Here is a 20,851-nt window from a genome sequence, read left to right as displayed (position 1 = left end):
CGCCTGCGCTGCCTGCACAGCCCCATCGAAGATCGCGTCCTCACATGTCTGCCAATCAACCAACGTCCGCCTCGCACAACCAGCTCGACACCAAGGCCCAGGCCTGGTCCGCTCTCTTTGAAGAGCCGATGAGCGATCTGGTCAAGCGCTATACCTCCAGCGTGTTCTTCGACAAGCGCCTGTGGCAGGCCGACATCACGGGCAGCCTGGCGCATGCCGAGATGCTGGCGGCCCAGGGCATCATCGCCGCCGCCGACCACGAGTCCATCCGCAAGGGCATGGCGCAGATCACGCAGGAAATCGAGTCCGGCCAGTTCGAGTGGAAGCTCGACCTGGAAGACGTGCACCTGAACATCGAGGCCCGCCTGACCCAGCTGGTCGGCGACGCCGGCAAGCGCCTGCACACGGGCCGCAGCCGCAACGACCAGGTGGCCACCGACGTGCGCCTGTGGCTGCGCGGCGAGATCGACCTGATCGAAGGACTGCTGGGCGAGCTGCAGCTGTCCCTGGTCGAAGTGGCCGAGAAGAATGTGGACGTGATCCTGCCCGGCTTCACCCACCTGCAGGTGGCCCAGCCCGTGAGCTTTGCCCACCACCTGCTGGCCTATGTGGAAATGTTCAAGCGCGACGCCGAGCGCATGCTGGACCTGCGCCGCCGCGTCAACGTGCTGCCGCTGGGCAGCGCCGCCCTGGCCGGCACCACCTACCCGCTGGACCGCGAGCGCGTGGCCCGCACGCTGGGCATGGAAGGCGTCTGCCAGAACTCGCTGGACGGCGTCAGCGACCGCGACTTCGCCATCGAATTCACCTCGGCCGCCAGCCTGTGCATGGTGCACGTGAGCCGCCTGTCCGAAGAGCTGATCATCTGGATGAGCCAGAACTTCGGCTTCATCCGCATCGCCGACCGCTTCACCACGGGCTCGTCGATCATGCCGCAGAAGAAGAACCCCGACGTGCCCGAACTGGCGCGCGGCAAGACCGGCCGCGTGGTCGGCCACCTGATGGGCCTGATCACCCTGATGAAGGGCCAGCCCCTGGCCTACAACAAGGACAACCAGGAAGACAAGGAGCCGCTGTTCGACACGGTGGACACCCTGAAGGACACGCTGCGCATCTTCGCCGAGATGATCGGCGGCCAGGCCGACCCGGCCACGGGCGGCAAGAAGGGCGGCATCACCGTCAACGCCGAAGCCATGCGCGCCGCCGCGCTCAAGGGCTACGCCACGGCCACCGACCTGGCCGACTACCTGGTCAAGAAGGGCCTGCCCTTCCGCGACGCGCACGAGACCGTGGCCCATGCCGTCAAGCTGGCCTCGCAAAAGGGCGTGGACCTGACCGAGCTGCCGCTGGCCGAACTGCAGGCCTTCAATCCCGGCATCGAGGCCGATGTCTTCGAGGCACTCAGCCTGGAAGGCTCGCTCAATGCGCGCAACACCCTGGGCGGCACGGCGCCGGCCCAGGTGCGCAAGCAGCTGGCAGGCCACCAGGCGCGCTTGAACGCACGCCTGAACGCGCGCCTGGGCTGATCCCCCCGTTCGCCGGAGCCACGCCATGACATCCTCCCGCCGCCAACTGCTGACGGGGGCGCTGCGCGCCGCCGGCGCAGTGACCGCCGTTGCCGCCTCGTCCGCCCTGGCCCCGCTGGCCTGGGCCCAGCCGGGGCAGGCCATTCGCATCCTCGTGGGCTTTCCGCCGGGCGGCGGCACCGATGCCATCGCGCGCCTGCTGGCCGACCGTCTCAAGGACGTGCTGGGCACCACGGTGCTGGTGGACAACCGCCCCGGCGCGGGCGGCCAGATCGCGGCGCAGCAGCTCAAGGCGGCTGCGGCCGATGGCCACACGCTGTTCCTCACGCATGACCACACCATCTCCATCCTGCCCCAGGTGGTGAAGAAGCCGGGCTTCGACCCGGCCCATGACTTCGTTCCCGTGGCCGGCTTTGCCACCTTCGTGAACGCGCTGGCGGTCTCCGCCAGCACGCCTGCGCGCAACCTCGCCGAGTATGTGGAGTGGGTGCGCCAGGGCGCAAAGCGCGGCAGCATCGGCATACCCGCGCCCGCGTCCACGCCGGAATTCCTGGTCAGGCTGCTGGGCGAGCACTACAGGCTGGACCTGGTGGCCGCGCCCTACCGGGGCAGCGCGCCCATGCTGGCCGACATGCTGGGCAACCAGATCCCGGCCGGCATCGCCTCGGTGCAGGACTTCATGGAAAACCACAAGGCCGGCAAGCTGCGCGTGATCGGCGTGCTGGGCACGCGCCGCCAGGCCACCATGCCCGAAGTGCCCACGCTGGCCGAGCAGGGCGTCAAGGGCTTCGAGGACACGCCCTACTACGGCATCTACGCGCCGCGCGGCACGCCCCAGGCCTTCATCGACCGCTTCTCCGCCGCCGTGGCCACCGTGCTCAAGCAGCCCGATGTGCACGAGCAGCTCACCGCCCTGGGCCTGACCGTGGGCCACATGCCGCCCGCCCAACTGGCCGAGCGCGAGCAGGCCTATACCCAGGTCTGGAAACGCATCATCCAGACCAGCGGCTTCCAGCCGCAGTAAGACAGGCGGACTGCGGGGCGACAGCCTCCGCGGCCGGCAGGCGCTGTGAACCGGCAAGCGCTGTGTCTTGGTGCTGCCATCGCCGGGGTTGGCAGCGCAGCGTGTGGCGCGAATCCTTGTGATCAGACATATATGACGCCCTTGTGCGCCGATGTCTTACAGATGGATACACCGCAGACCCGGTTCCGGGCACCCGCAGCAGGGCCTGCAGCGGATGCGGCCCGGTATCATCCCGCGCAGTGGTTTTCAGCCGCAGCGGATGCGGCCCTGCATTCGGCGCATGCGGGCGGCGGGCATCTGCCTCGTTGCAGCCCTTGCCGCCGAGCCCTGCCGCAGCGCAGGGCTTTTCATTTGCAGCCTGTGCACCGTGCACGGCGCGCGCCGCAGCGCTGAAAGCCTGCTCATTCCAAGAAAACACCGGGCCATCTGAGCCCGACAGAAGGGATTGCCATGGGGGTGCTTCGCACGACAGCGATCAAGGGGTTCCAGAGTCCGCCGGCGCACGGCAGGCCCTGGGGCCGGTGGGGTTTGGGCCTGCTGCTGGGATCGGCGGCGCTGGCGGCGCAGGCCGTGGGCGTGCGCCAGTTCAGCCCGCAGGGAGAGGTGGCCAAGGTCGAGCAGGTGGTGGTGCAGTTCGATGGCACGGCCGTGCGCTTTGGCGACCCCAAGGCGGCCGCGCCGGTCACGCTCAGCTGCAGCGATGCGGCGGCCACCCAGGGCACGGGCCGCTGGAACAGCGACCGCGAATGGGTGTTCGACTTCAAGCAGGCCCTGCCGCCCGGCGTGCGCTGCACGGCCCAGCTCGTGGCCGGCTACAAGTCGCCTGCGGGCACGGCCGTGACGGGCGCTGCCAGCTACCAGTTCCAGACCGGCGGCCCGGCCGTGCTGGACATGGCACCCGACACCTATGAACAGATCGACGAGGAGCAGTACTTCGCGCTGCGCCTGTCGGGCCCGGCCACCGTGCAAAGCCTGCAGCAGCACATGTGGTGCACGGCCGAAGGCGTGGGCGAGCGCATTCCCGTGCGCCTGATCGAAGGCAAGGAGCGCGACGAGCTGCTCAAGCACCGCGGCTGGGACAAGGCCGCTGCCAAGAACCCGCTGCAGTACGCCACGCTGGCCTGCAACCGCCGCCTGACGGCGGGCACGACCATGAAGCTGGTCTTCGGCGCCGGCATTGCCACGCCCAACGGCGTGGCCAGCCGCCAGGACAAGCGCTTCGAGTACCGCGTGCGCGAGCCCTTCGCCGCCGAGTTCAGCTGCGAGCGCGAGAACGCCCAGGCCGCCTGCCTGCCGATCCGTCCCATGCGCCTGCGCTTCAACGCCCCCGTGCCGCGCAAGCTGGCCGAGGGCATCCGCCTGAGCAGCGGCGCCTCCAAGGTGGCGCCCGTGATCGACAGCGAATACGGCGAAAAGCTCAGCGAGGATTCGCTGGTGCAGAACCTGAGCTTCCCGGCCACCATGCAGGCCCAGGCGCGCTACACGGTGGAGCTGCCTCCGCAGTTCAAGGACGCGGCAGGCCGCAGCCTGAGCAATGCCGACATGTTCCCGCTGCAGGTGGCTACGGGCGCGCTGCCGCCGCTGGCCAAGTTCGCGGCCTCGCCCTTCGGCATCGTCGAGCGCTACGCCGAAGGCCCGGACGGCCCGGCCCTGCTGCCCGTGACGCTGCGCAATGTGGAGTCCGAGCTGGCCACCAGGTCCCTGGATGCCAGCCGCGTGAGCACCAAGCAGCCCGGCAGCGATGCCGAGATCATCGCCTGGATGCGCCGCGTGGCCGACTACGAGTCCTCCGACATGGACCGCAAGCGCGCCTCGCGCGACATCAAGGGCCCGCTGCCGCCCGTGATTGACAACGAAAACCGCGACTATGTGCAGACGCGCATGCTGTCGCTGCTGGCCGGCCAGGGCGATGTCAAGACGCTGGAGCTGCCCAAGCCCGTCAAGGGCGATCCGCGCCCCTTCGAGGTGGTGGGCATTCCGCTCACGCCGGGCTTTCACGTGGTCGAGATCGCCTCGCCGCTGCTGGGGCAGTCGCTGCTCGATGAGCGCTACGGCTCGGCGCGCAGCATGTATGTGCGCACCTCGGCCCTGGTGACCAACCTGTCCGTGCACTTCAAGCTCGGCCGCGAGAACGCGGCCGCCTGGGTGACCACGCTGGACAAGGGCCAGGCCGTGGCCAATGCCAGGATCCAGGTCTCCGACTGCAATGGCAAGGTGCTGACCTCGGCCACCACCGATGCCAGTGGCGTGGCGCGCCTGGAAGGCCTGTCGCCCGAGCCGCCCCAGTGCACGGGCGGTGTCGGCTACCGCTCGCCGGCCTACTTCGTCAGCGCGCGCGCCCAGGGCAAGGACGGCCAGCAGGAGCTGGCCTTCACCTGGAGCGACTGGCAGCGCGGCATCGAGTCCTGGCGCTTCAACGTGCCCACCAGCCGCAGCGCCCAGCGCGACGAAGTGGCCCACACCATCTTCGACCGCACGCTGCTGCGCGCCGGCGAGACCGTGTCCATGAAGCACCTGATGCGCACCCAGACCGGCATCGGCCAGGGGCAGGGCGGCTTTGCGCTGCCCGAGCAGCGGCCCACGCAACTGGTCATCACCCATGAAGGCAGCGGCCAGCAGTACACGCAGCCGCTGCAGTGGCGTTCCACGGGCACCGGCGGCCTGAGTGCGGAAAACAGCTTCTCCGTGCCCAAGGGCGCCAAGCTGGGTTCGTACTCCGTGGAGCTGCGCGGCGAGGGCAACGGCTCGCGCGGGCGCAACAACCGCTTTGGCACGGGCAGCTTCCGTGTCGAGGAATTCCGCCTGCCCGTGCTCGAAGGCCGCGTGGGCCCCGAGGGCAAGCAGGCCCTGGTCGGCGTCTCCAGCCTGCCGGTGCAGGTGCAGGTGAACTACGTCTCCGGCGGCCCGGCCGCCAATTTGCCGGTGCGCGTGTCCGCCCTGGTGCGCTCCACCTGGATGGACCGCAGCGACTGGCAGGGCTTCAGCTTCTCGGCACCGCGAAGCGCCCAGGACACGGGCCAGAGCGATGACGAGGAGGCCACGGCCGCCCAGGACAGCAAGGTGGTGGCCGACAAGCTGCCCGTGACGCTGGACCGTGAAGGACTGGGCAAGCTCAAGATCGAGAACCTGCCCAAGCTGCGCGAGCCGCGCGAACTGCTGATCGAGGCCACCTATGCCGACCCCAATGGCGAGGTGCAGACCCTGCGCAGCACGCAGATGCTGTGGCCCGCGGCCATCGTGGCCGGCGTGCGCGCCGAAAGCTGGATCACCACGGGCCGCAAGCTCCAGTTCCAGGCGCTGGCCCTGGGCGTGGACGGCAAGCCCCAGGCCGGCGTGCCGGTCAAGGTGGAGGCCATCTCCCGCGTCACCACCAGCAGCCGCAAGCGCCTGGTGGGGGGCTTTTACAGCTACGACAACCAGACCGCGCTCCAATCCATGGGCACGGTGTGCACGGGCAACAGCGATGCCCAAGGCATGGTGCAGTGCGAGGCCCAGCTGTCGCAGCCCGGCGAGGTCGAGCTGATCGTCACCGCCTCCGACAAGGATGGCCGGCCCGCCCAGGCCGCCTCCAGCGTCTGGGTCACGCGCCAGGGCGAACTGTGGTTCGGCGGCGAGGACCATGACCGCATGGACGTGCTGCCCGAAAAGCGCAGCTACGAGCCCGGCGAGACCGCGCGCTTTCAGGTGCGCATGCCCTTCCGCTATGCGACGGCCCTGGTCGCCGTGGAGCGCGAAGGCATCGTCAGCACCCAGGTCATGCAGCTCAATGGCCAGAACCCCACAGTGGAGCTGAAGGTCCAGCCCGACTGGGGGCCCAACGTCTACGTGAGCGTGCTGGCCCTGCGCGGGCGGCTGCGCGAGGTGCCCTGGTACAGCTTCTTCACCTGGGGCTTCAAGGCGCCGCGCGAGTGGTGGAATGCCTTCTGGCATGAGGGCAAGGAATACATCGCGCCCACGGCCCTGGTCGATCTGTCCAAGCCCGCCTACCGCCTGGGCATGGCCGAGATCCGCGTGGGCACCAAGGCCCATCGCATCGACGTCAAGGTCACGGCCGACCAGGCCAGCTACCAGGTGCGCGGCACCGCCAAGGTCACCATCAGCGCCACGCTGCCCGACGGCAAGCCCGCCGCTGGCGCCGAGGTGGCCCTGGCGGTCGTGGACCAGGCCCTGCTGGAGCTCATGCCCAACACCAGCTGGCAGCTGGCCGACGCCATGCTGCGCCGCCGCGAGTGGGGCGTGCAGACCTCGACCGCGCAGATGGAGGTGATCGGCAGGCGCCACTACGGCCGCAAGGCCGTGGCCGCTGGCGGCGGCGGTGGCCGCAGCCAGACGCGCGAGCTGTTCGAGACGCTGCTGCTGTGGAATCCGAGCGTGGTGCTGGACGCCCAGGGCAAGGCCCAGGTCAGCGTGCCGCTCAACGACTCGCTGACCACCTTCCAGGTGGTGGCGGTGGCCGACTATGGCGTGTCGATGTTCGGCACGGGCCAGGCGCCCATCCGCACGGCCCAGGACCTGCAGATCATCAGCGGCCTGCCGCCGCTGGTGCGCGAGGAGGACCAGTTCCGTGCCATGGTCACGCTGCGCAACACCTCGGCCAAGGCCATGAAGGTGCAGGTCACGCCGCGCGCCACGCTGCTGGAGCTGGCAGCGCAGACCGTGGAGATTCCCGCGGGCGAGGCGCGCGAGGTGGGCTGGAACGTCACCGCCCCGGCCCAGCTGGGCCAGACCCGCGCCGAGTCGCTGATCTGGGAGATCGAGGCCCGCGACACCGCAGGCGGTGACAAGCCGGCCAGCGACAGGCTGAAGGTCAGCCAGCGCATCATCCCGGCCGTGCCGCTGACGGTGCAGCAGGGCACGCTGATGCAGGTCGATGGCAGCATCAACCTGCCCGTGCAGCTGCCGGCCGACGCGCTGGCCGGCCGCGGCGGCCTGCGCATGTCGCTGGCGCCCAAGCTGGCCGAAGGCCTGCCGGGCGTGCGCGACTGGTGGGCGCGCTATCCCTACAGCTGCCTGGAGCAGGTCACCAGCAAGGCCGTGGGCATGAGTGACGCCACGCTGTGGCAGTCCACCATGGGACAGCTGCCCAGCTACCTGGACAGCGACGGCCTGGCCAGCTACTTCCCGCTGGCCGGCGACGGCTCGGGCCGTGCGGCCCGCGGCAGCGATACGCTGACGGCCCACCTGCTCAACCTCTCGGCACTGGCACAGGGCGTGGACAAGCGCTTCGTGCTGCCGGCGGCCGAGCGCGAGCGCATGGAAAACGGCCTGATCGCCTTCGTCGAAGGCCGCATCCAGCGCAGCTTCTGGAGCCCGCGCAAGGACCTGGACATGCGCAAGCTGGCCGCCATCCAGGCGCTGGCGCTGACGGGCCGCGCCAATCCGCGCATGCTCGACAGCATCACCATCGCGCCCAACGACTGGCCCACGCATGCCGTCATCGACTGGGTGGCCCTGCTCAAGCACATGCGCGAGCTGCCCCAGCGCGAACAGCAGCTGGCCCAGGCCCAGCAGATCCTGCGCGCCCGCCTGAGCTACCAGGGCACGCGCGTGGCCTTCAGCAACGAGCAGGACGACCAGTGGTGGTGGCTGATGCAGGGCCCCGAGGTCAACCTGGCCCGCCTGATGCTGGTCAACATGGACGACCCGACGTGGAAGGAAGAGCTGCCGCGCCTGGCCAACGGCTTCATCTCGCGCCAGAGCAATGGCGCCTGGGGCACGACCACGGCCAACCTGTGGGGGGCGCTGGCACTGCAGCGCTTCTCGCAGCAGTTCGAGGCCACGCCCGTGACGGGCGCCACCCAGGCGGCTTTGGGCGCGTCCCAGGCCCGCGTGGAGTGGAGCCAGGTCACGCGCATGCGCGCCAGCGACAGCGAGGGCGCGGCGCACCAGGCGTCCAGCTTCGGCGCGACCACGGTGGTCGGCGGCCTGCGCAACAACACCATGTTCCTGCCCTGGAGCGCGGTGGGCGAGGCCCGCAAGGGCCAGCTGACGGTGACCCAGCAGGGCACCGGCAAGCCCTGGCTCACGCTGCAGTCTGTGGCGGCCGTGCAGCTGAAGGCGCCGTTCAGTGCCGGCTACACCGTCACGCGCACGGTCAAGCCCGTGGAGCAGGCCGACAAGAGCCTGCCCGCAGGCCAGTACTCGCGCGGCGACGTGCTGCGCGTCACGCTGGAGGTGCAGGCCCGCACCGACATGACCTGGGTGGCCATCACCGACCCCGTGCCCACGGGCGCCACCATCCTGGGCGGCGGTCTGGGGCGCGACTCGGAGATCGCCTCGGGCGGCGAGCGCGCAGAAGGCGCGGGCTGGCTGGCCTATGAGGAGCGCAGCTTCGAGGCCTACCGCGCCTACTACCAGTACCTGCCCAAGGGCAATACGCGCGTGGAGTACACCGTGCGGCTGAACAATGCCGGCGACTTCGCGCTGCCGCCCACGCGGGTGGAGGCGCTGTATGCGCCCGAGATGTTCGGCGAGGTTCCCAACGCCCGCATCAAGGTGGGCGACAAGCGCTGATGCAGCGTTGATGGCGCCCTGACAAGGGGGCGGCCCTGCGGCCTATGATGGCTGCAGGACCGCCCCCTTTTTTCATCACCCTCCGCTCCATGGCACAAGTCATCCTCTCCCCGGTTCCCGCGGGCAGCGCCCTGCAGGACCGCCTCAAGACCGCCTATTTCCACGACAGCTACCAGCTGCAATTGCCGGACGACGGCAGCAGCCCCATGGCGCTGTACCTGCGCTGCGTGGGCCGCACGCCGGGCTGGATCGACTTTCTGATGCGCCTGCGCAACCGCGTGGTGGCGCCCTTCGGCATCAAGGACCTGGGCACGCTCAGCGGCGTCGATGCGCAGCGCCAGCCATCGAGCTACCGCGTGGGCGACCGCGCCGGCATCTTTCGCATCCATGCGCTGAGCGATGGCGAGGTGGTGCTGGGCGACAGCGACCGGCACCTGGACGTGCAGGTCTCCCTCATGCGGCTGCCCGGCCCCGAGGGCGCGCCGTCCGCCACCTTCACCGCCGCCATGTCCACCGTGGTCCATGTGCACAATGCCCTGGGCCGTATCTACATGCTGGGCGTGGCGCCGGCCCACCGCGTCATCGCCCCGGCCGTGGTGGCCAGGCTGGCCGGCTGACCTGGCCTGAAGGCATCACGTCAGCAAAACGGAAGCCTTCAGGGCCTGCGTCCGACGCGGGCAGACGCGAAGAGTCACGATACTTGCGGCCTTTGCCCGGCGGACATACCCCGAGCAGGGAACGCGGCCCGCCCCACAAGGGCAAGGCCGCCACCATTGCGAATCGGTTCCCGGGCACACCATTGATCACAAGAGAGAGAGGGTCTATGCCAGACATGAACACCGATCCCCGCACGGCGCCACCGGCAGCTCCGCCACCGGATGCGCCGCAGGCGGCCACGCCATCGCCTGCAGAGCCTGCACCGCGCATCACGTTCTCGGGCCCCGTCGTCATTCCTTCCCTGCTGGTGCTGGGCCTGCTGCTGCTGTACTGCGGCTTCATGCCCGACAGCGCCGACCGGCTGTTCTCCAGCGCCCAGGCCTGGGTGGTGGGGCACATGGACTGGTTCTATGCCGTCTCGGTCACGCTGTTCCTGGTCTTTCTGATCTTCGTCGCGTCCAGCCGCTTCGGCGACATCCGCCTGGGTCCCGATGATGCGGAGCCCGAGTTCAGCTTCATCTCCTGGACCGCCATGCTGTTCGCCGCCGGCATGGGCATCGGCCTGATGTACTTCGGCGTGGGCGAGCCGCTGCAGCACTTCCTCAAGCCGCCCACGGCCGTGCCTTCCACGCCGGCCGCCGCACGCGAGGCGCTGCAGTCCACCTTCTTCCACTGGGGCTTCCATGCCTGGGCCGTCTACGGGACCATGGGCCTGGTGCTGGCCTACTTCGGCTTTCGCTACAACCTGCCGCTGACCATGCGCTCGGGCCTGTACCCGCTGCTGGGCAAGCGCATCAACGGCCCCATCGGCCACAGCGTAGATGCCTTCGCGCTGGTGGGCACCATCGCGGGTATCGCCACCACGCTGGGCTACGGCGCGCTGCAGCTGGCCGCCGGCCTGCACACCCTCACGGGCTGGGACACCTCTGCGGCGGCTTTCCGCATCGCGGTCATCGTCATCGTGGTCTGCCTGGCCGGGCTGTCGGCCGTCTCGGGCCTGGACAAAGGGGTGCGGCGCCTGAGCGAGTTCAACCTCATGCTGGCCTTCATCCTGCTGGCCTTCGTCATCGTCGCCGGGCCCACGGTCTTCCTGTTCGAGGCGCTGAGCGAGAACATCGGCAACTACGTGTCTGGCCTGGTGCAGCTGTCGTTCCGCACCTTTGCCTACGAGCCGCCCAGCCAGGAAGGCTGGTTCGGCGGCTGGACCATCCTCTACTGGGCCTGGTGGATCTCCTGGTCGCCCTTCGTGGGCATGTTCATCGCACGCATCTCCCGCGGGCGCACCATCCGCCAGTTCGTGACCGGCGTGCTGCTGGTGCCCACGGCCTTCAACCTGCTGTGGATGACGGCCTTCGGCAACAGCGCCATCTGGATAGACACCCACGTGGCCATGGGCGCGTTGGGGCAGACGGCCTCGAACGTGGATGCGCTGCTGTTCCGCTTCTTCGAGTACCTGCCCTGGTTCAAGCCCGTGGCCTGGCTCACCATCGTGCTCATCGCGGTGTTCTTCGTCACCTCGGCGGACTCCGGGGCCTTCGTGGTGGACAACATCGCCTCGCGCGGCCATGCGCGTTCGCCGGTCTGGCAGCGGCTGTTCTGGGCTGCCGTGCTGGGTGCGACGGCCATGGTGCTGATGCTGGCCGGCGGCCTCAAGGCGCTGCAGGCCATGACCCTGGTGGCGGCCCTGCCGGTGGCCGTCATCATGCTGGCGCTGTGCTACGGGCTGTGGCGCGGCCTGCTGGCCGACCGCGCGCACTTCTCGCCCGACCTGGCTCCGGCCACCAGCTTCTGGAGCGGCCAGCACTGGCGCAAGCGCCTGGAGCAGATCGTGCACCAGCCCTCGCGCGCCGATGTGCGCAGGTTCCTGGCCGGCGTGGTGCTGCCCGCCATGAACGAGGTGGCAGCCGAAATGCACAAGCGCGGCGTCGAGGCGGTGGTCACCGAGGACCTGGACGGCGAGGGCGCCGTGCGCCTGACCGTGCCCGATCCCTCGCTGCGCGACTTCGTCTACGGCGTGCGCGCCACGCGCCGCACGGTGCCCACCTTCCTGGTGAGCGAGGCGGCCAACGAGCAGGAGCGCCGCCATGTCTACGAGCCCATCACGTTCTTCGAGGACGGACGCCTGGGCCACGACATCCAGTACCTGCGCAGCGAGGAAGTCATCGCCGACATCCTGCGCCACTACGAGCGCTACCTGTCGCTGAGCGCCGACCAGCGCACGCATCTGCTGAACCGGGCGCCGGGCCACAGCTGAGCCGTGCCTGGCAGCGCCGCCGTCGCGGCACCCCGGGCCTTTGGGTAAACACCGGGGTGCCAGCCGGCGGCCGCCTGCGGATACTGGGCGCTGCCATGCAGCTCGAATACTCCACCCATTCGCAGGAGCCACGCCATCGTTTCGACTACTGGCACGAGGTGGTCTGCCGCCACTGCATCCCGGCCGACAGCCACCGCGCGCAGGGGGATGGTGCCGGTCCCGGCGGCTTCGGGGCCACGCTGTCCGTGCGGTCCCTGGGACTGCTGGAGATCAGTGCCATGTCGGCGCCCAGCCACCGCTGGGTGCGCAACGCAGCCCACCTGCGCCTGCATGCCCGCGACGAGCTGTGGCTGGGCTATCTGCTCCAGGGCCAGGCCGAGGTGCGCCAGGGCGGGCAAGTGGCCCGGCTGAGTGGGGGCAATCTGGTGCTTTATGACGCTGCGCAGCCTTTCGAATTCTCGGTGGCGCCCCGCGATATCCTGCTGATGCGCATTCCGCGCAGCGAATTGTTGAATCGATTTGCCCGTGCACCCTTGCACGCGGGACGGGCGCTGCATGGCCATGCCCCGGCCGTGGCGCCGCTGCGGGCCATGCTCGGCGAGGCCATGGCCATGCCGCCTGCGCCGCACGGTGATGCCTTGGCGCAGCGCTTTGGCATGGCGCTGCTCGACGTGCTGGCCCTGGCGCTGGAGATGCAGGAAATGGCCGTGCAGCCCCGCGCGGAAAGGGACCTGCATGGCCGCATCCAGGCGTTCATCCAGGACAACCTGGGCTCGCCCGAGCTGTCGCTGCAATGGCTGGCGCAGCAGCACAACGTCTCGCCCCGTACCGTGACGCGGGCCTTTGCGCGGCACAACCAGACGCCCATGGGCCTGGTATGGCAGCTGCGGTTGCAGGCCAGCCGCCAGGCCCTGATGCAGGGGCGCTGCTCCAGCGTGACCGAGGCGGCCTTCGCGCATGGGTTCTCCGATGCGGCGCACTTCAGCCGAGCCTTTCGCAAGGCGTTCGGCTGCACGCCCCGCAGCCTGCTGGCCGCCTGAGCAAGGTCGCTGACCCTCCCGAACAAGCGTGGGTGCCGCCGGCTCCCTAGCATGGGGCTGCCGCGCGTCCCGTGCGGCTTTTCCAGTGCAACAACGGTGGCGCCCCGGAGCCGGGCGCCGGGAGACATGCCATGAACGACAGCGAACTGCACCATCTCGAACTGCTGGAGGTGGGGCGCGAGATCCAGTCCCGCCGCATTTCGTCGGAAGAGGTGACCCGCCACATGCTGGCGCGCATCGAGGCCGTGGACGCGCGGCTGCACAGCTACGTGACGGTGATGGCGCAGCAGGCGCTGGAGGACGCCCGCCGCGCCGACGCCGAGATCGCGCAGGGCCGCCGCCGCGGTGCGCTGCACGGCGTGCCGCTGGCGCTCAAGGACCTGCTGTGGACCCGGGGCGTCCCCACCACGCATGGAATGACGCTGCACCGCGACCATCGCCCCACGGAAGATGCCACCGTGGTGCGCAGGCTGCGCGAGGCCGGCGCCGTCATCCTGGGCAAGCTGCAGCAGACCGAAGGCGCCTTCGCCGACCACCATCCCGAGATCACTGCCCCCGTCAACCCCTGGGGCGCCCAGCTATGGCCCGGGGCCTCGTCCAGCGGCTCGGGCGTGGCCACGGCGGCGGGGCTGTGCTTCGGATCGCTGGGCACGGACACCGGGGGCTCCATCCGCTTTCCATCGGCCGCCAACGGCATCACGGGGCTCAAGCCCACCTGGGGCAGGGTGAGCCGCCACGGCGCCTTCGAACTGGCCGCGTCCCTGGACCACATAGGCCCGATGGCGCGCAGTGCCGCCGATGCCGCAGCCATGCTCGCGGCCATCGCCGGGGCGGACCCGCTGGACCCTACGGCCAGCCAGTGCAGCGTGCCCGACTATCTGGCCATGATGACGCGCGGATTCTCCGGCCTGCGCCTGGGCATGGACCGGCAATGGGCACTGGACGGCGTGGATGCCCCCTCCCGCCAGGCGGTGGAGCAGGCCCTGGCGGTGGCGCAGCGCCTGGGTGCCAGCGTGCAGGAGGTCCGCTTTCCCGATGCCACCCAGGCGGTGGAGGACTGGCCGGCGCTGTGCGCGGTGGAGACCGCCGTGGCGCACGGCGCCACGTTCCCTGCACGGCGCGAGGCCTATGGCCCCGGGCTCGCCGGGCTGATCGACCTGGGGCTGGGCCTGTCCGCCACCGACTACCAGCGGCTGCTGCTGCGCCGCGCGGACTTCACGGGCCGGGTACGCGCACTCTTCGCGCAGGTGGACCTGCTGCTGGTCCCCGCCACGGCCTTTGCGGCCCCCACGCTGCAGCGCATGGCGCATTTCGGCTCCGATGCCGAGCTGTTCTCGGGCATGCTGCGCTACACCTGCCCGTTCGACCTGACGGGCAGCCCCACGATCACGCTGCCCGGCGGACGCACTCCCGAGGGCGCGCCCGTGGCCTTCCAGTTCGTGGCCCCCGACTTCCGCGAAGACCTGCTGGTGCGCGCGGGCTGGGCGTTCCAGCAGGCCACGGACTGGCACAGACGGCACCCTGCTGCCTGAGCTGCCTGAGCTGCCTGAGCTGCCTGAGCTGCCTGAGCTGCCTGAGCTGCGCGGGGCGCCAGTCCGGTGGCGCGACACGGGCCTGTCACACAGCCTTCCTAGACTGGCGTGATGTCCTTGATCGAGATGGAAGGTGTCGCCAAGTCCTGGGGCGGCACCACGGCACTGCAGGCGCTGGATCTGCGCATTGAACCCGGATCCTTTTGCGTGCTGCTCGGTCCCTCGGGCTGCGGCAAGTCCACTACGCTGCGCATCATCGCGGGCCTGGAAAGCGCCACCTCGGGCCGCGTGCGCATCGATGGGCAGGATGTCACCCAACTGCCGCCCGCTCGGCGCGGCATTGCCATGGTGTTCCAGAACTACGCGCTGTTCCCGCACCTGACGGTGGCGCAGAACATCGGCTTCGGCCTGTCCGTGCGCAAGGTCCCGGCGGCCGAGGCGCGCCGGCGCATCGACGAGGCCGCCGCGCTGCTGGGCCTGGACGCGCTGCTGGCGCGCCGGCCCGGCCAGCTGTCGGGCGGCCAGCAGCAGCGCGTGGCGCTGGGCCGCGCCCTGGTGGCCCGCGCCCGGGTCTGCCTGATGGATGAGCCCCTGTCCAACCTCGACGCCCAGCTGCGCCAGGAAATGCGCACCGAGCTGCGCGAGCTGCAGCGGCGCCTGGGCCTGACCGTGGTCTATGTCACGCACGACCAGGCCGAGGCCATGGGCATGGCCGACCAGGTGGTGCTGCTCAGCCAGGGGCGCGTGGAGCAATGCGCCGCGCCCCAGGAGATCTACCGCCGGCCCGCCACCACCTTTGCCGCGCGCTTCATCGGCACGCCGGCCATGAACATCGCGCGCCTCGACGGCCTGCACATCGCGGGCAGCCATGCCAGCGCCGCGCCCGCCGGCCTGCAGCAGCCGGGCCAGGCGCGCTGGCTGGGCGTCAGGCCCGAGGACATGCGCCTGTCGCTCCATGGCGATGTCGGCAGCGGCCCCGTGGTGGCTGCCGACATCGAGAGCCTCGAATACCTGGGCGCCGACCTGGTGCTGCGCTGCCGCGTGGGCAGCGAACAACTGATGGTGCGCACCGCTGGCAGCCAGCTCGGCGGCCTGCAGCCGGGCCAGCTCGTGGGCCTGCGCTGGGCGCGCGAGGCCACGCATTTCTTTGACGAACAGGGGCGGCGCTGCACGGCCTGAGGCCGTGGCACCGCTCCTATCTTCCTCCGCAGTTCCACCGTTTCAGCCGTTCCGGCTTTCGCACCCGAAGCACCTTCCAGGAGAGTCCGCCATGCAACGCCATGCCTTCCTCAAAACCCTCGCAGCCGCTGCCGCCCTGGCCGCCACGGGCCTGCTGCACACCGCCAGCGCGCAAACGCCGCTGGAGGTGCCGTTCTACTTTCCCGTGGCCGTGGGCGGCCCCATCACCAAGGTGATCGACGGCTATGCGGCCGAGTTCAACAAGGCCCATCCGCAGTACCGGATCACGCCCGTCTATGCGGGCACCTACCAGGAGACCATCGTCAAGGCGCTGACGGCCCACAAGTCGGGCAAGCCGCCGGCCACCTCGGTGCTGCTGTCCACCGACATGTTCACGCTGATCGACGAGGACGCCATCGCCCCCATCGACGACTTCGTGAAGACCGATGCCGACCGGGCCTGGCTCAAGGGCTTCTACCCGGCCTTCATGGCCAACAGCCAGGCGGGCGGTAAGACCTGGGGCGTGCCCTTCCAGCGTTCCACCGTGGTCATGTACTACAACAAGGAAGCCTTCAAGGAAGCCGGCCTGGACCCGAACAAGGCGCCGCAGAACTGGAAGGAACTCAAGGAAGCCGCCCACAGGCTGACGAAGAAGGACGCCAGCGGCAAGGTCGTGCAGTACGGCATACAGATCCCGTCCACCGGCTTTGCCTACTGGATGCTGCAGACGCTGACCACGCCCAACGACGTGCTGCTGGCCAACGAGGCCGGCACCCAGGTCACGCTGGACAGCCCCAAGGTAGTGGAGGCGCTGGACTTCTGGGTGGGCCTGGTCAAGGAAGGCGTGCACCCTGCCGGCGTGGTGGAGTGGGGCACGACGCCCAAGGACTTCATGGAAAGGAAGGCCGCCATCATCGTCACCACCACGGGCAACCTGACCAATATCCGCGCCAATGCCAAATTCGACTTCGGCGTGGGCCAGATCGCAGGCAACGTGCGCAAGGGCTCGCCCACGGGCGGCGGCAACTTCTACCTGTTCAAGAAGGCGCCCAGGGAGCAGCAGGAGGCGGCCTTCCAGTTCATGAAGTGGGTCACCCAGCCCCCGCTGGCCGCGCAGTGGAGCATGGACAGCGGCTACGTGGCCGTCTCGCCCGCCGCCTATGACACGCCCGCGCTCAAGAAGTACGGCCAGGACTTCCCGCAGGCCCTTGTGGCGCGCGACCAGCTGCCCGTGTCGGTGGCCGAGTTCTCCACGCATGAGAACCAGCGCGTGACCAAGGTGCTCAACGACGCCGTGCAGGCCGCCCTCAACGGCAGCAAGACCTCGGCCCAGGCCCTGCAGGATGCGCAAAGGGAGGCCGACCGCATCCTGCGCCGCTACAAGTGATGGCCTCGCGCCGTTGACCGCATGAGCCACGCTTCCTCCTCTTTTGCGAGCGGCCGCCAGGCCGTCCATGCCTGGCTGATGCTGCTGCCGGCGCTGGTGCTGCTGGTGGCCTTCACGCACTGGCCGGCCGTGGCCACGCTGATCGACAGCCTGCGTGCCACGCCGCGCGGCGGCCAGCCGGGGCCGTGGGTGGGGCTGGAGAACTACGCCGTGATGTTGGACGACCCGGTGTTCTGGCAGGCCGTGCGCAACAACCTGTGGTTTGCGGCGGCCACGATTCCGCTGTCCATGGCGCTGGCGCTGGCCATGGCGCTGTGGGTCAACGAGAGGCTGGCCGGCCGCGCCTTCGTGCGCATGGCGTACTTCACGCCCACGGTGTTGCCCATGATTGCCGTGGCCAACATCTGGCTGTTCTTCTACACACCGCAGTACGGGCTGCTGGAGCAACTGCGAGGCGCAGTGGGCCTTCCCGCGCACAACTGGCTGGGCGACCCGTCCACGGCGCTGGCCTGCGTGACCGTGGTGGCGGTGTGGAAGGAGGCGGGCTTTTTCATGATCTTCTACCTGGCCGCGCTGCAGACGCTCAATCCCAGCCTCAGGGAAGCTGCGGCCATCGAGGGGGCCTCGCGCTGGTACTTCCTGCGCCGCGTGCAGTGGCCGCTGCTGATGCCGACCACGCTGTTCGTGCTGGTCAATGCGGTGATCAATGCCTTCCGCCTGGTGGACCATCTCTTCATCCTCACGCGCGGCGGGCCGGACAACGCCTCCACGCTGCTGCTCTATCACCTGTACGAAGTGGGCTTCAAGTTCTGGGACACGGGCTATGCGGCGGCCATCACCGTGGTGCTGGTCGTGGTGCTTGCGGCCGTGGCGCTGCTGCAGTTCTTCGTGCTCGACAAGAAGGTGCACTACCAATGAGCGCCGCACCCGTTGCCCCGCGCCATGCGCCGCCCGCGCTGTACGGCGCCACCTGGCTGGACACGCTGGCCGCCTGGCTGCTGGCCCTGCTGTGGATACTGCCGCTGGCCTATGCGTTCTGGACGGCCTTTCATCCGCCCGAATACTCGGCACGCTTCGACCTGGCCGCGCCCTGGACGCTGGAGAACTTTCGCCGTGCCTGGCAGGCCGCGCCCTTTGCGCGCTATTTCCTGAACACGGCCGTGCTGGTGGCCATGATCCTGGCGGCCCAGCTGGTGCTGGGCACGCTGGCCGCCTATGCCTTTGCACGCTACCGCTTTCGCGGCCAGGGCCTGGCCTTTGCGCTGGTGCTGGTGCAGCTGATGATCATGCCGGACATCCTGCTGGTGGCGAACTACCAGACCGTGTCGCGACTGGGCGCCGTCGATACGCTGCTGGGCATAGGCCTGCCGTACTTCGCATCGGCCTTTGCGATCTTTTTGCTGCGCCAGACCTTTCTGGGCATTCCCCGGGAACTGGACGAGGCCGCGCGGGTGGAGGGTGCCAGCACCCTGCAGATCCTGTGGCGCGTCTACGTGCCGCTGGCGCGGCCCGTGTACCTGGCGTTTGCGCTGGTGTCGGTGAGCTTTCACTGGAACAACTTCCTGTGGCCGCTGATCATCACCAACAGCGTGCAGGCGCGCCCGCTCACCGTGGGGCTGCAGGTGTTCTCCAGCGTGGAGTCGGGCGTGGAATGGGCCACCATCACGGCCGCCACGCTGATGAGCTCGGGCCCGCTGCTGGTGGCCTTCGTGCTGTTCCAGCGCCAGTTCGTGCAGAGCTTCATGCGTGCGGGGATCAAGTGAGGGCGGTGCTAAAGTTCCTTGTCCCAGCCTTTCACCCCGAGGTCCACCATGTCCGGTCCCGCATCCGCAGGTCTGTTCATCTACGCCAAGCAGCCCGACAGGCTGGCGCTGTTCTACATGGAGGTGCTGGCCATGCGCATGCTGCACCACACGAGCGAGCTCATGGTGCTGCAGTCGCCGGACCTGCAACTGGTGCTGCACGCCATTCCCGAGGCGATTGCGCGGCACATCACCATCACCGAGCCACCCCAGCCGCGCGAGAACGTGGCCATCAAGTTCTTTGCCACCGTGAAAAGCTTTGCGGCCGTGCGCCCCCTGGTCATCGCCCATGGCGGCCAGCTGTGGGAGCAGTCCTGGCTGGGCCCGGGCTTTCGCGTCTGCAACGCCATGGACCCCGAAGGCAACCTGTTCCAGCTGCGCGAGCCGCTGTCCGCATGATGCAGATCCTCACCTGGAACACCCAATGGTGCCTGGGCCTGGACGGCCGCATGGACCCGGAGCGCATCGTGGCGCATGCGCTGTCCATGGCCGATATCGACGTGCTGTGCCTGCAGGAAATCGCCGTCCACTATCCGGGCCTGCAGGGCGCGCCCGGCGACCAGGTGGAGCAGGTGCGCGCGGCCCTGCCCGAAGGCTGGAAGGTCTTCTTCGGCGCGGCCGTGGACGAATTCACGGCCGTGGGCCGGCAGCGCTTCGGCAACCTGGTGGCCACGCGCCTGCCTGCTCTGCAGGTGGCCCATCACCGCCTGCCGTATCCGCACGATGGCGGCGTGCGCAGCATGCCGCGCTGCTGCACGGCAGTGACCGTGATGGATGCCGCACTGGGCCCCGTGCGCGTGATGAGCACCCACCTCGAATATTTCTCGCGCCGCCAGCGCATGGCCCAGGCGCTGGCGCTGCGTTCCCTGCAGATCGAGGCCCTGGGCCAGGCCGAGGCGCCGCCCCAGCCAGCCAGCGACGGCTCGCCCCAGCAGACCAAGCCGCACACGCCGCATGCCGTGCTCTGCGGCGACTTCAACTTCGAGCCGCACGAGGATGAATACGCCGGCCTGTCCGCCCCCTGGGCGGCCGGCGAGCAGGGCGCCCTGAGCGCAGGCCAATGGCACAACAGCTGGAGCGTGCTGCACCCGGACCAGCCCCAGCCGCCCACCTTCCGGTTGTTCGACCGCCAGTGGGGCCCCGAGCCCGGCGCCTGCGACTTCGCCTGGGTCAGCGACAGCCTGCGCGGCCATGTGCGCGGCTGGGCCGTGGACAGCGACACAAGGCTCTCCGACCACCAGCCCGTGCTGCTGCAGCTGGATTGATCCAGGTCACGGACCGCCGCCAAGCCGGCCTTGGCCTACAGACAGTGCCGCAGGCCTGCTCCAAGGTCATGGGGACTGTTTTGAAGGAGCATCCATGAGCCCCAATCCGCTGTCCACGATTCTTCACCGCACCTGGTGGGTGCTGCTGCTGCGCGGCCTGGTCGCCATCGCCTTCGGCGTGCTGACCTGGGCGCAGCCGGCGGTATCGCTGGCGGCGCTGGTGCTGACCTTCGGCGCCTTCACCTTCGTCGATGGCCTGCTGGGCGTGTATTCGGCCATCCAGGGGCGCGACCAGATGCGCCATTGGTGGGTGCTGCTGCTGTGGGGTCTGGCCGGCGTGGTGGTGGGCGTGCTCACCGTGGTCGCGCCCGGCGTCACGGCCCTGGTGATGACGCTGTACATCGGCGCCTGGGCCCTGGTCACGGGCCTGCTGCAGATCGTGGCGGCCGTGCGGCTGCGCAAGGAGATCACGGGCGAGTGGCTGCTGATCCTGGGCGGCGTGCTGTCTGTGCTGTTCGGCGCCTTCGTGCTGGCCCAGCCGGGCGCGGGCATGATGGCCATGCTCTGGGTGCTGGCCACGTATGCGGTGGTCTTCGGCGTGCTCATGGTGCTGCTGTCCTTCAAGCTCAAGAAGGGCATACGCCATTCTTCCTGAGCCGCTGGCTCAAAGGC

General features: G+C 69.3%; 14 protein-coding genes. All 14 read left to right on the top strand.

Annotation, left to right across the window (positions count from 1 at the left end; genetic code table 11):
* The first annotated feature begins 44 nt into the window (after positions 1-44).
* Positions 45-1,526 carry an argininosuccinate lyase gene (argH, locus tag ACF8NF_RS02635; protein ID WP_012207114.1) on the top strand — a complete coding sequence of 494 codons (1,482 nt, stop codon included), beginning with the start codon at positions 45-47 and terminating at the stop codon, positions 1,524-1,526.
* Positions 1,527-1,551: 25 nt separating this feature from the next.
* Positions 1,552-2,550, top strand: coding sequence for a Bug family tripartite tricarboxylate transporter substrate binding protein (locus ACF8NF_RS02630; RefSeq protein ID WP_016451125.1), 999 nt, complete (start codon positions 1,552-1,554; stop codon positions 2,548-2,550).
* A 450-nt stretch (positions 2,551-3,000) separates the two neighbouring features.
* Complete coding sequence (locus tag ACF8NF_RS02625; protein ID WP_392450012.1) at positions 3,001-9,063, top strand: alpha-2-macroglobulin; 6,063 nt, start codon at positions 3,001-3,003, stop codon at positions 9,061-9,063.
* Positions 9,064-9,152: 89 nt separating this feature from the next.
* Positions 9,153-9,680: a DUF2867 domain-containing protein gene (locus tag ACF8NF_RS02620; protein WP_016445816.1), complete on the top strand. Its 528-nt coding sequence runs from the start codon at positions 9,153-9,155 to the stop codon at positions 9,678-9,680.
* 206 nt (positions 9,681-9,886) lie between these two features.
* Positions 9,887-11,974 carry a BCCT family transporter gene (locus tag ACF8NF_RS02615; RefSeq protein ID WP_026062436.1) on the top strand — a complete coding sequence of 696 codons (2,088 nt, stop codon included), beginning with the start codon at positions 9,887-9,889 and terminating at the stop codon, positions 11,972-11,974.
* A gap of 95 nt (positions 11,975-12,069) precedes the next feature.
* Positions 12,070-13,014: a helix-turn-helix domain-containing protein gene (locus ACF8NF_RS02610; protein WP_061287404.1), complete on the top strand. Its 945-nt coding sequence runs from the start codon at positions 12,070-12,072 to the stop codon at positions 13,012-13,014.
* A 131-nt stretch (positions 13,015-13,145) separates the two neighbouring features.
* Positions 13,146-14,546 carry an amidase gene (locus ACF8NF_RS02605; protein WP_034396725.1) on the top strand — a complete coding sequence of 467 codons (1,401 nt, stop codon included), beginning with the start codon at positions 13,146-13,148 and terminating at the stop codon, positions 14,544-14,546.
* Between the two features lie 111 nt (positions 14,547-14,657).
* The gene (locus tag ACF8NF_RS02600) at positions 14,658-15,725 is read left to right on the top strand and encodes an ABC transporter ATP-binding protein (RefSeq protein WP_047217398.1); all 1,068 of its coding nucleotides are present in this window, start codon (positions 14,658-14,660) and stop codon (positions 15,723-15,725) included.
* A gap of 91 nt (positions 15,726-15,816) precedes the next feature.
* Complete coding sequence (locus ACF8NF_RS02595; protein WP_160855509.1) at positions 15,817-17,112, top strand: ABC transporter substrate-binding protein; 1,296 nt, start codon at positions 15,817-15,819, stop codon at positions 17,110-17,112.
* A gap of 21 nt (positions 17,113-17,133) precedes the next feature.
* Entirely contained in the window at positions 17,134-18,030 is an 897-nt protein-coding gene (locus ACF8NF_RS02590; protein WP_392450010.1) for a carbohydrate ABC transporter permease, read from the top strand.
* Positions 18,027-18,875 (top strand): carbohydrate ABC transporter permease, encoded by an 849-nt coding sequence (locus ACF8NF_RS02585; RefSeq protein WP_209799583.1) that lies wholly within the window; start codon positions 18,027-18,029, stop codon positions 18,873-18,875. Before ACF8NF_RS02590 ends, ACF8NF_RS02585 begins: the two co-directional genes overlap by 4 nt.
* A 48-nt stretch (positions 18,876-18,923) precedes the next feature.
* The gene (locus tag ACF8NF_RS02580) at positions 18,924-19,313 is read left to right on the top strand and encodes a glyoxalase/bleomycin resistance/dioxygenase family protein (RefSeq protein WP_016447842.1); all 390 of its coding nucleotides are present in this window, start codon (positions 18,924-18,926) and stop codon (positions 19,311-19,313) included.
* A complete protein-coding gene (locus ACF8NF_RS02575; RefSeq protein WP_212644961.1) occupies positions 19,310-20,179 on the top strand; it encodes an endonuclease/exonuclease/phosphatase family protein in 870 nt (289 codons plus the stop codon). The genes ACF8NF_RS02580 and ACF8NF_RS02575 overlap by 4 nt, the downstream gene beginning before the upstream one ends.
* A gap of 94 nt (positions 20,180-20,273) precedes the next feature.
* Complete coding sequence (locus ACF8NF_RS02570) at positions 20,274-20,834, top strand: HdeD family acid-resistance protein (RefSeq protein WP_012207099.1); 561 nt, start codon at positions 20,274-20,276, stop codon at positions 20,832-20,834.
* The last annotated feature ends 17 nt before the right edge of the window (positions 20,835-20,851 follow it).

It is taken from the genome of Delftia sp. WSY_22, assembly GCF_043104185.1.
In the GTDB taxonomy this organism is placed as follows: Bacteria; Pseudomonadota; Gammaproteobacteria; order Burkholderiales; family Burkholderiaceae_C; genus Comamonas; species Comamonas tsuruhatensis.
This window is presented reverse-complemented; position numbering and strand designations above follow the sequence as displayed.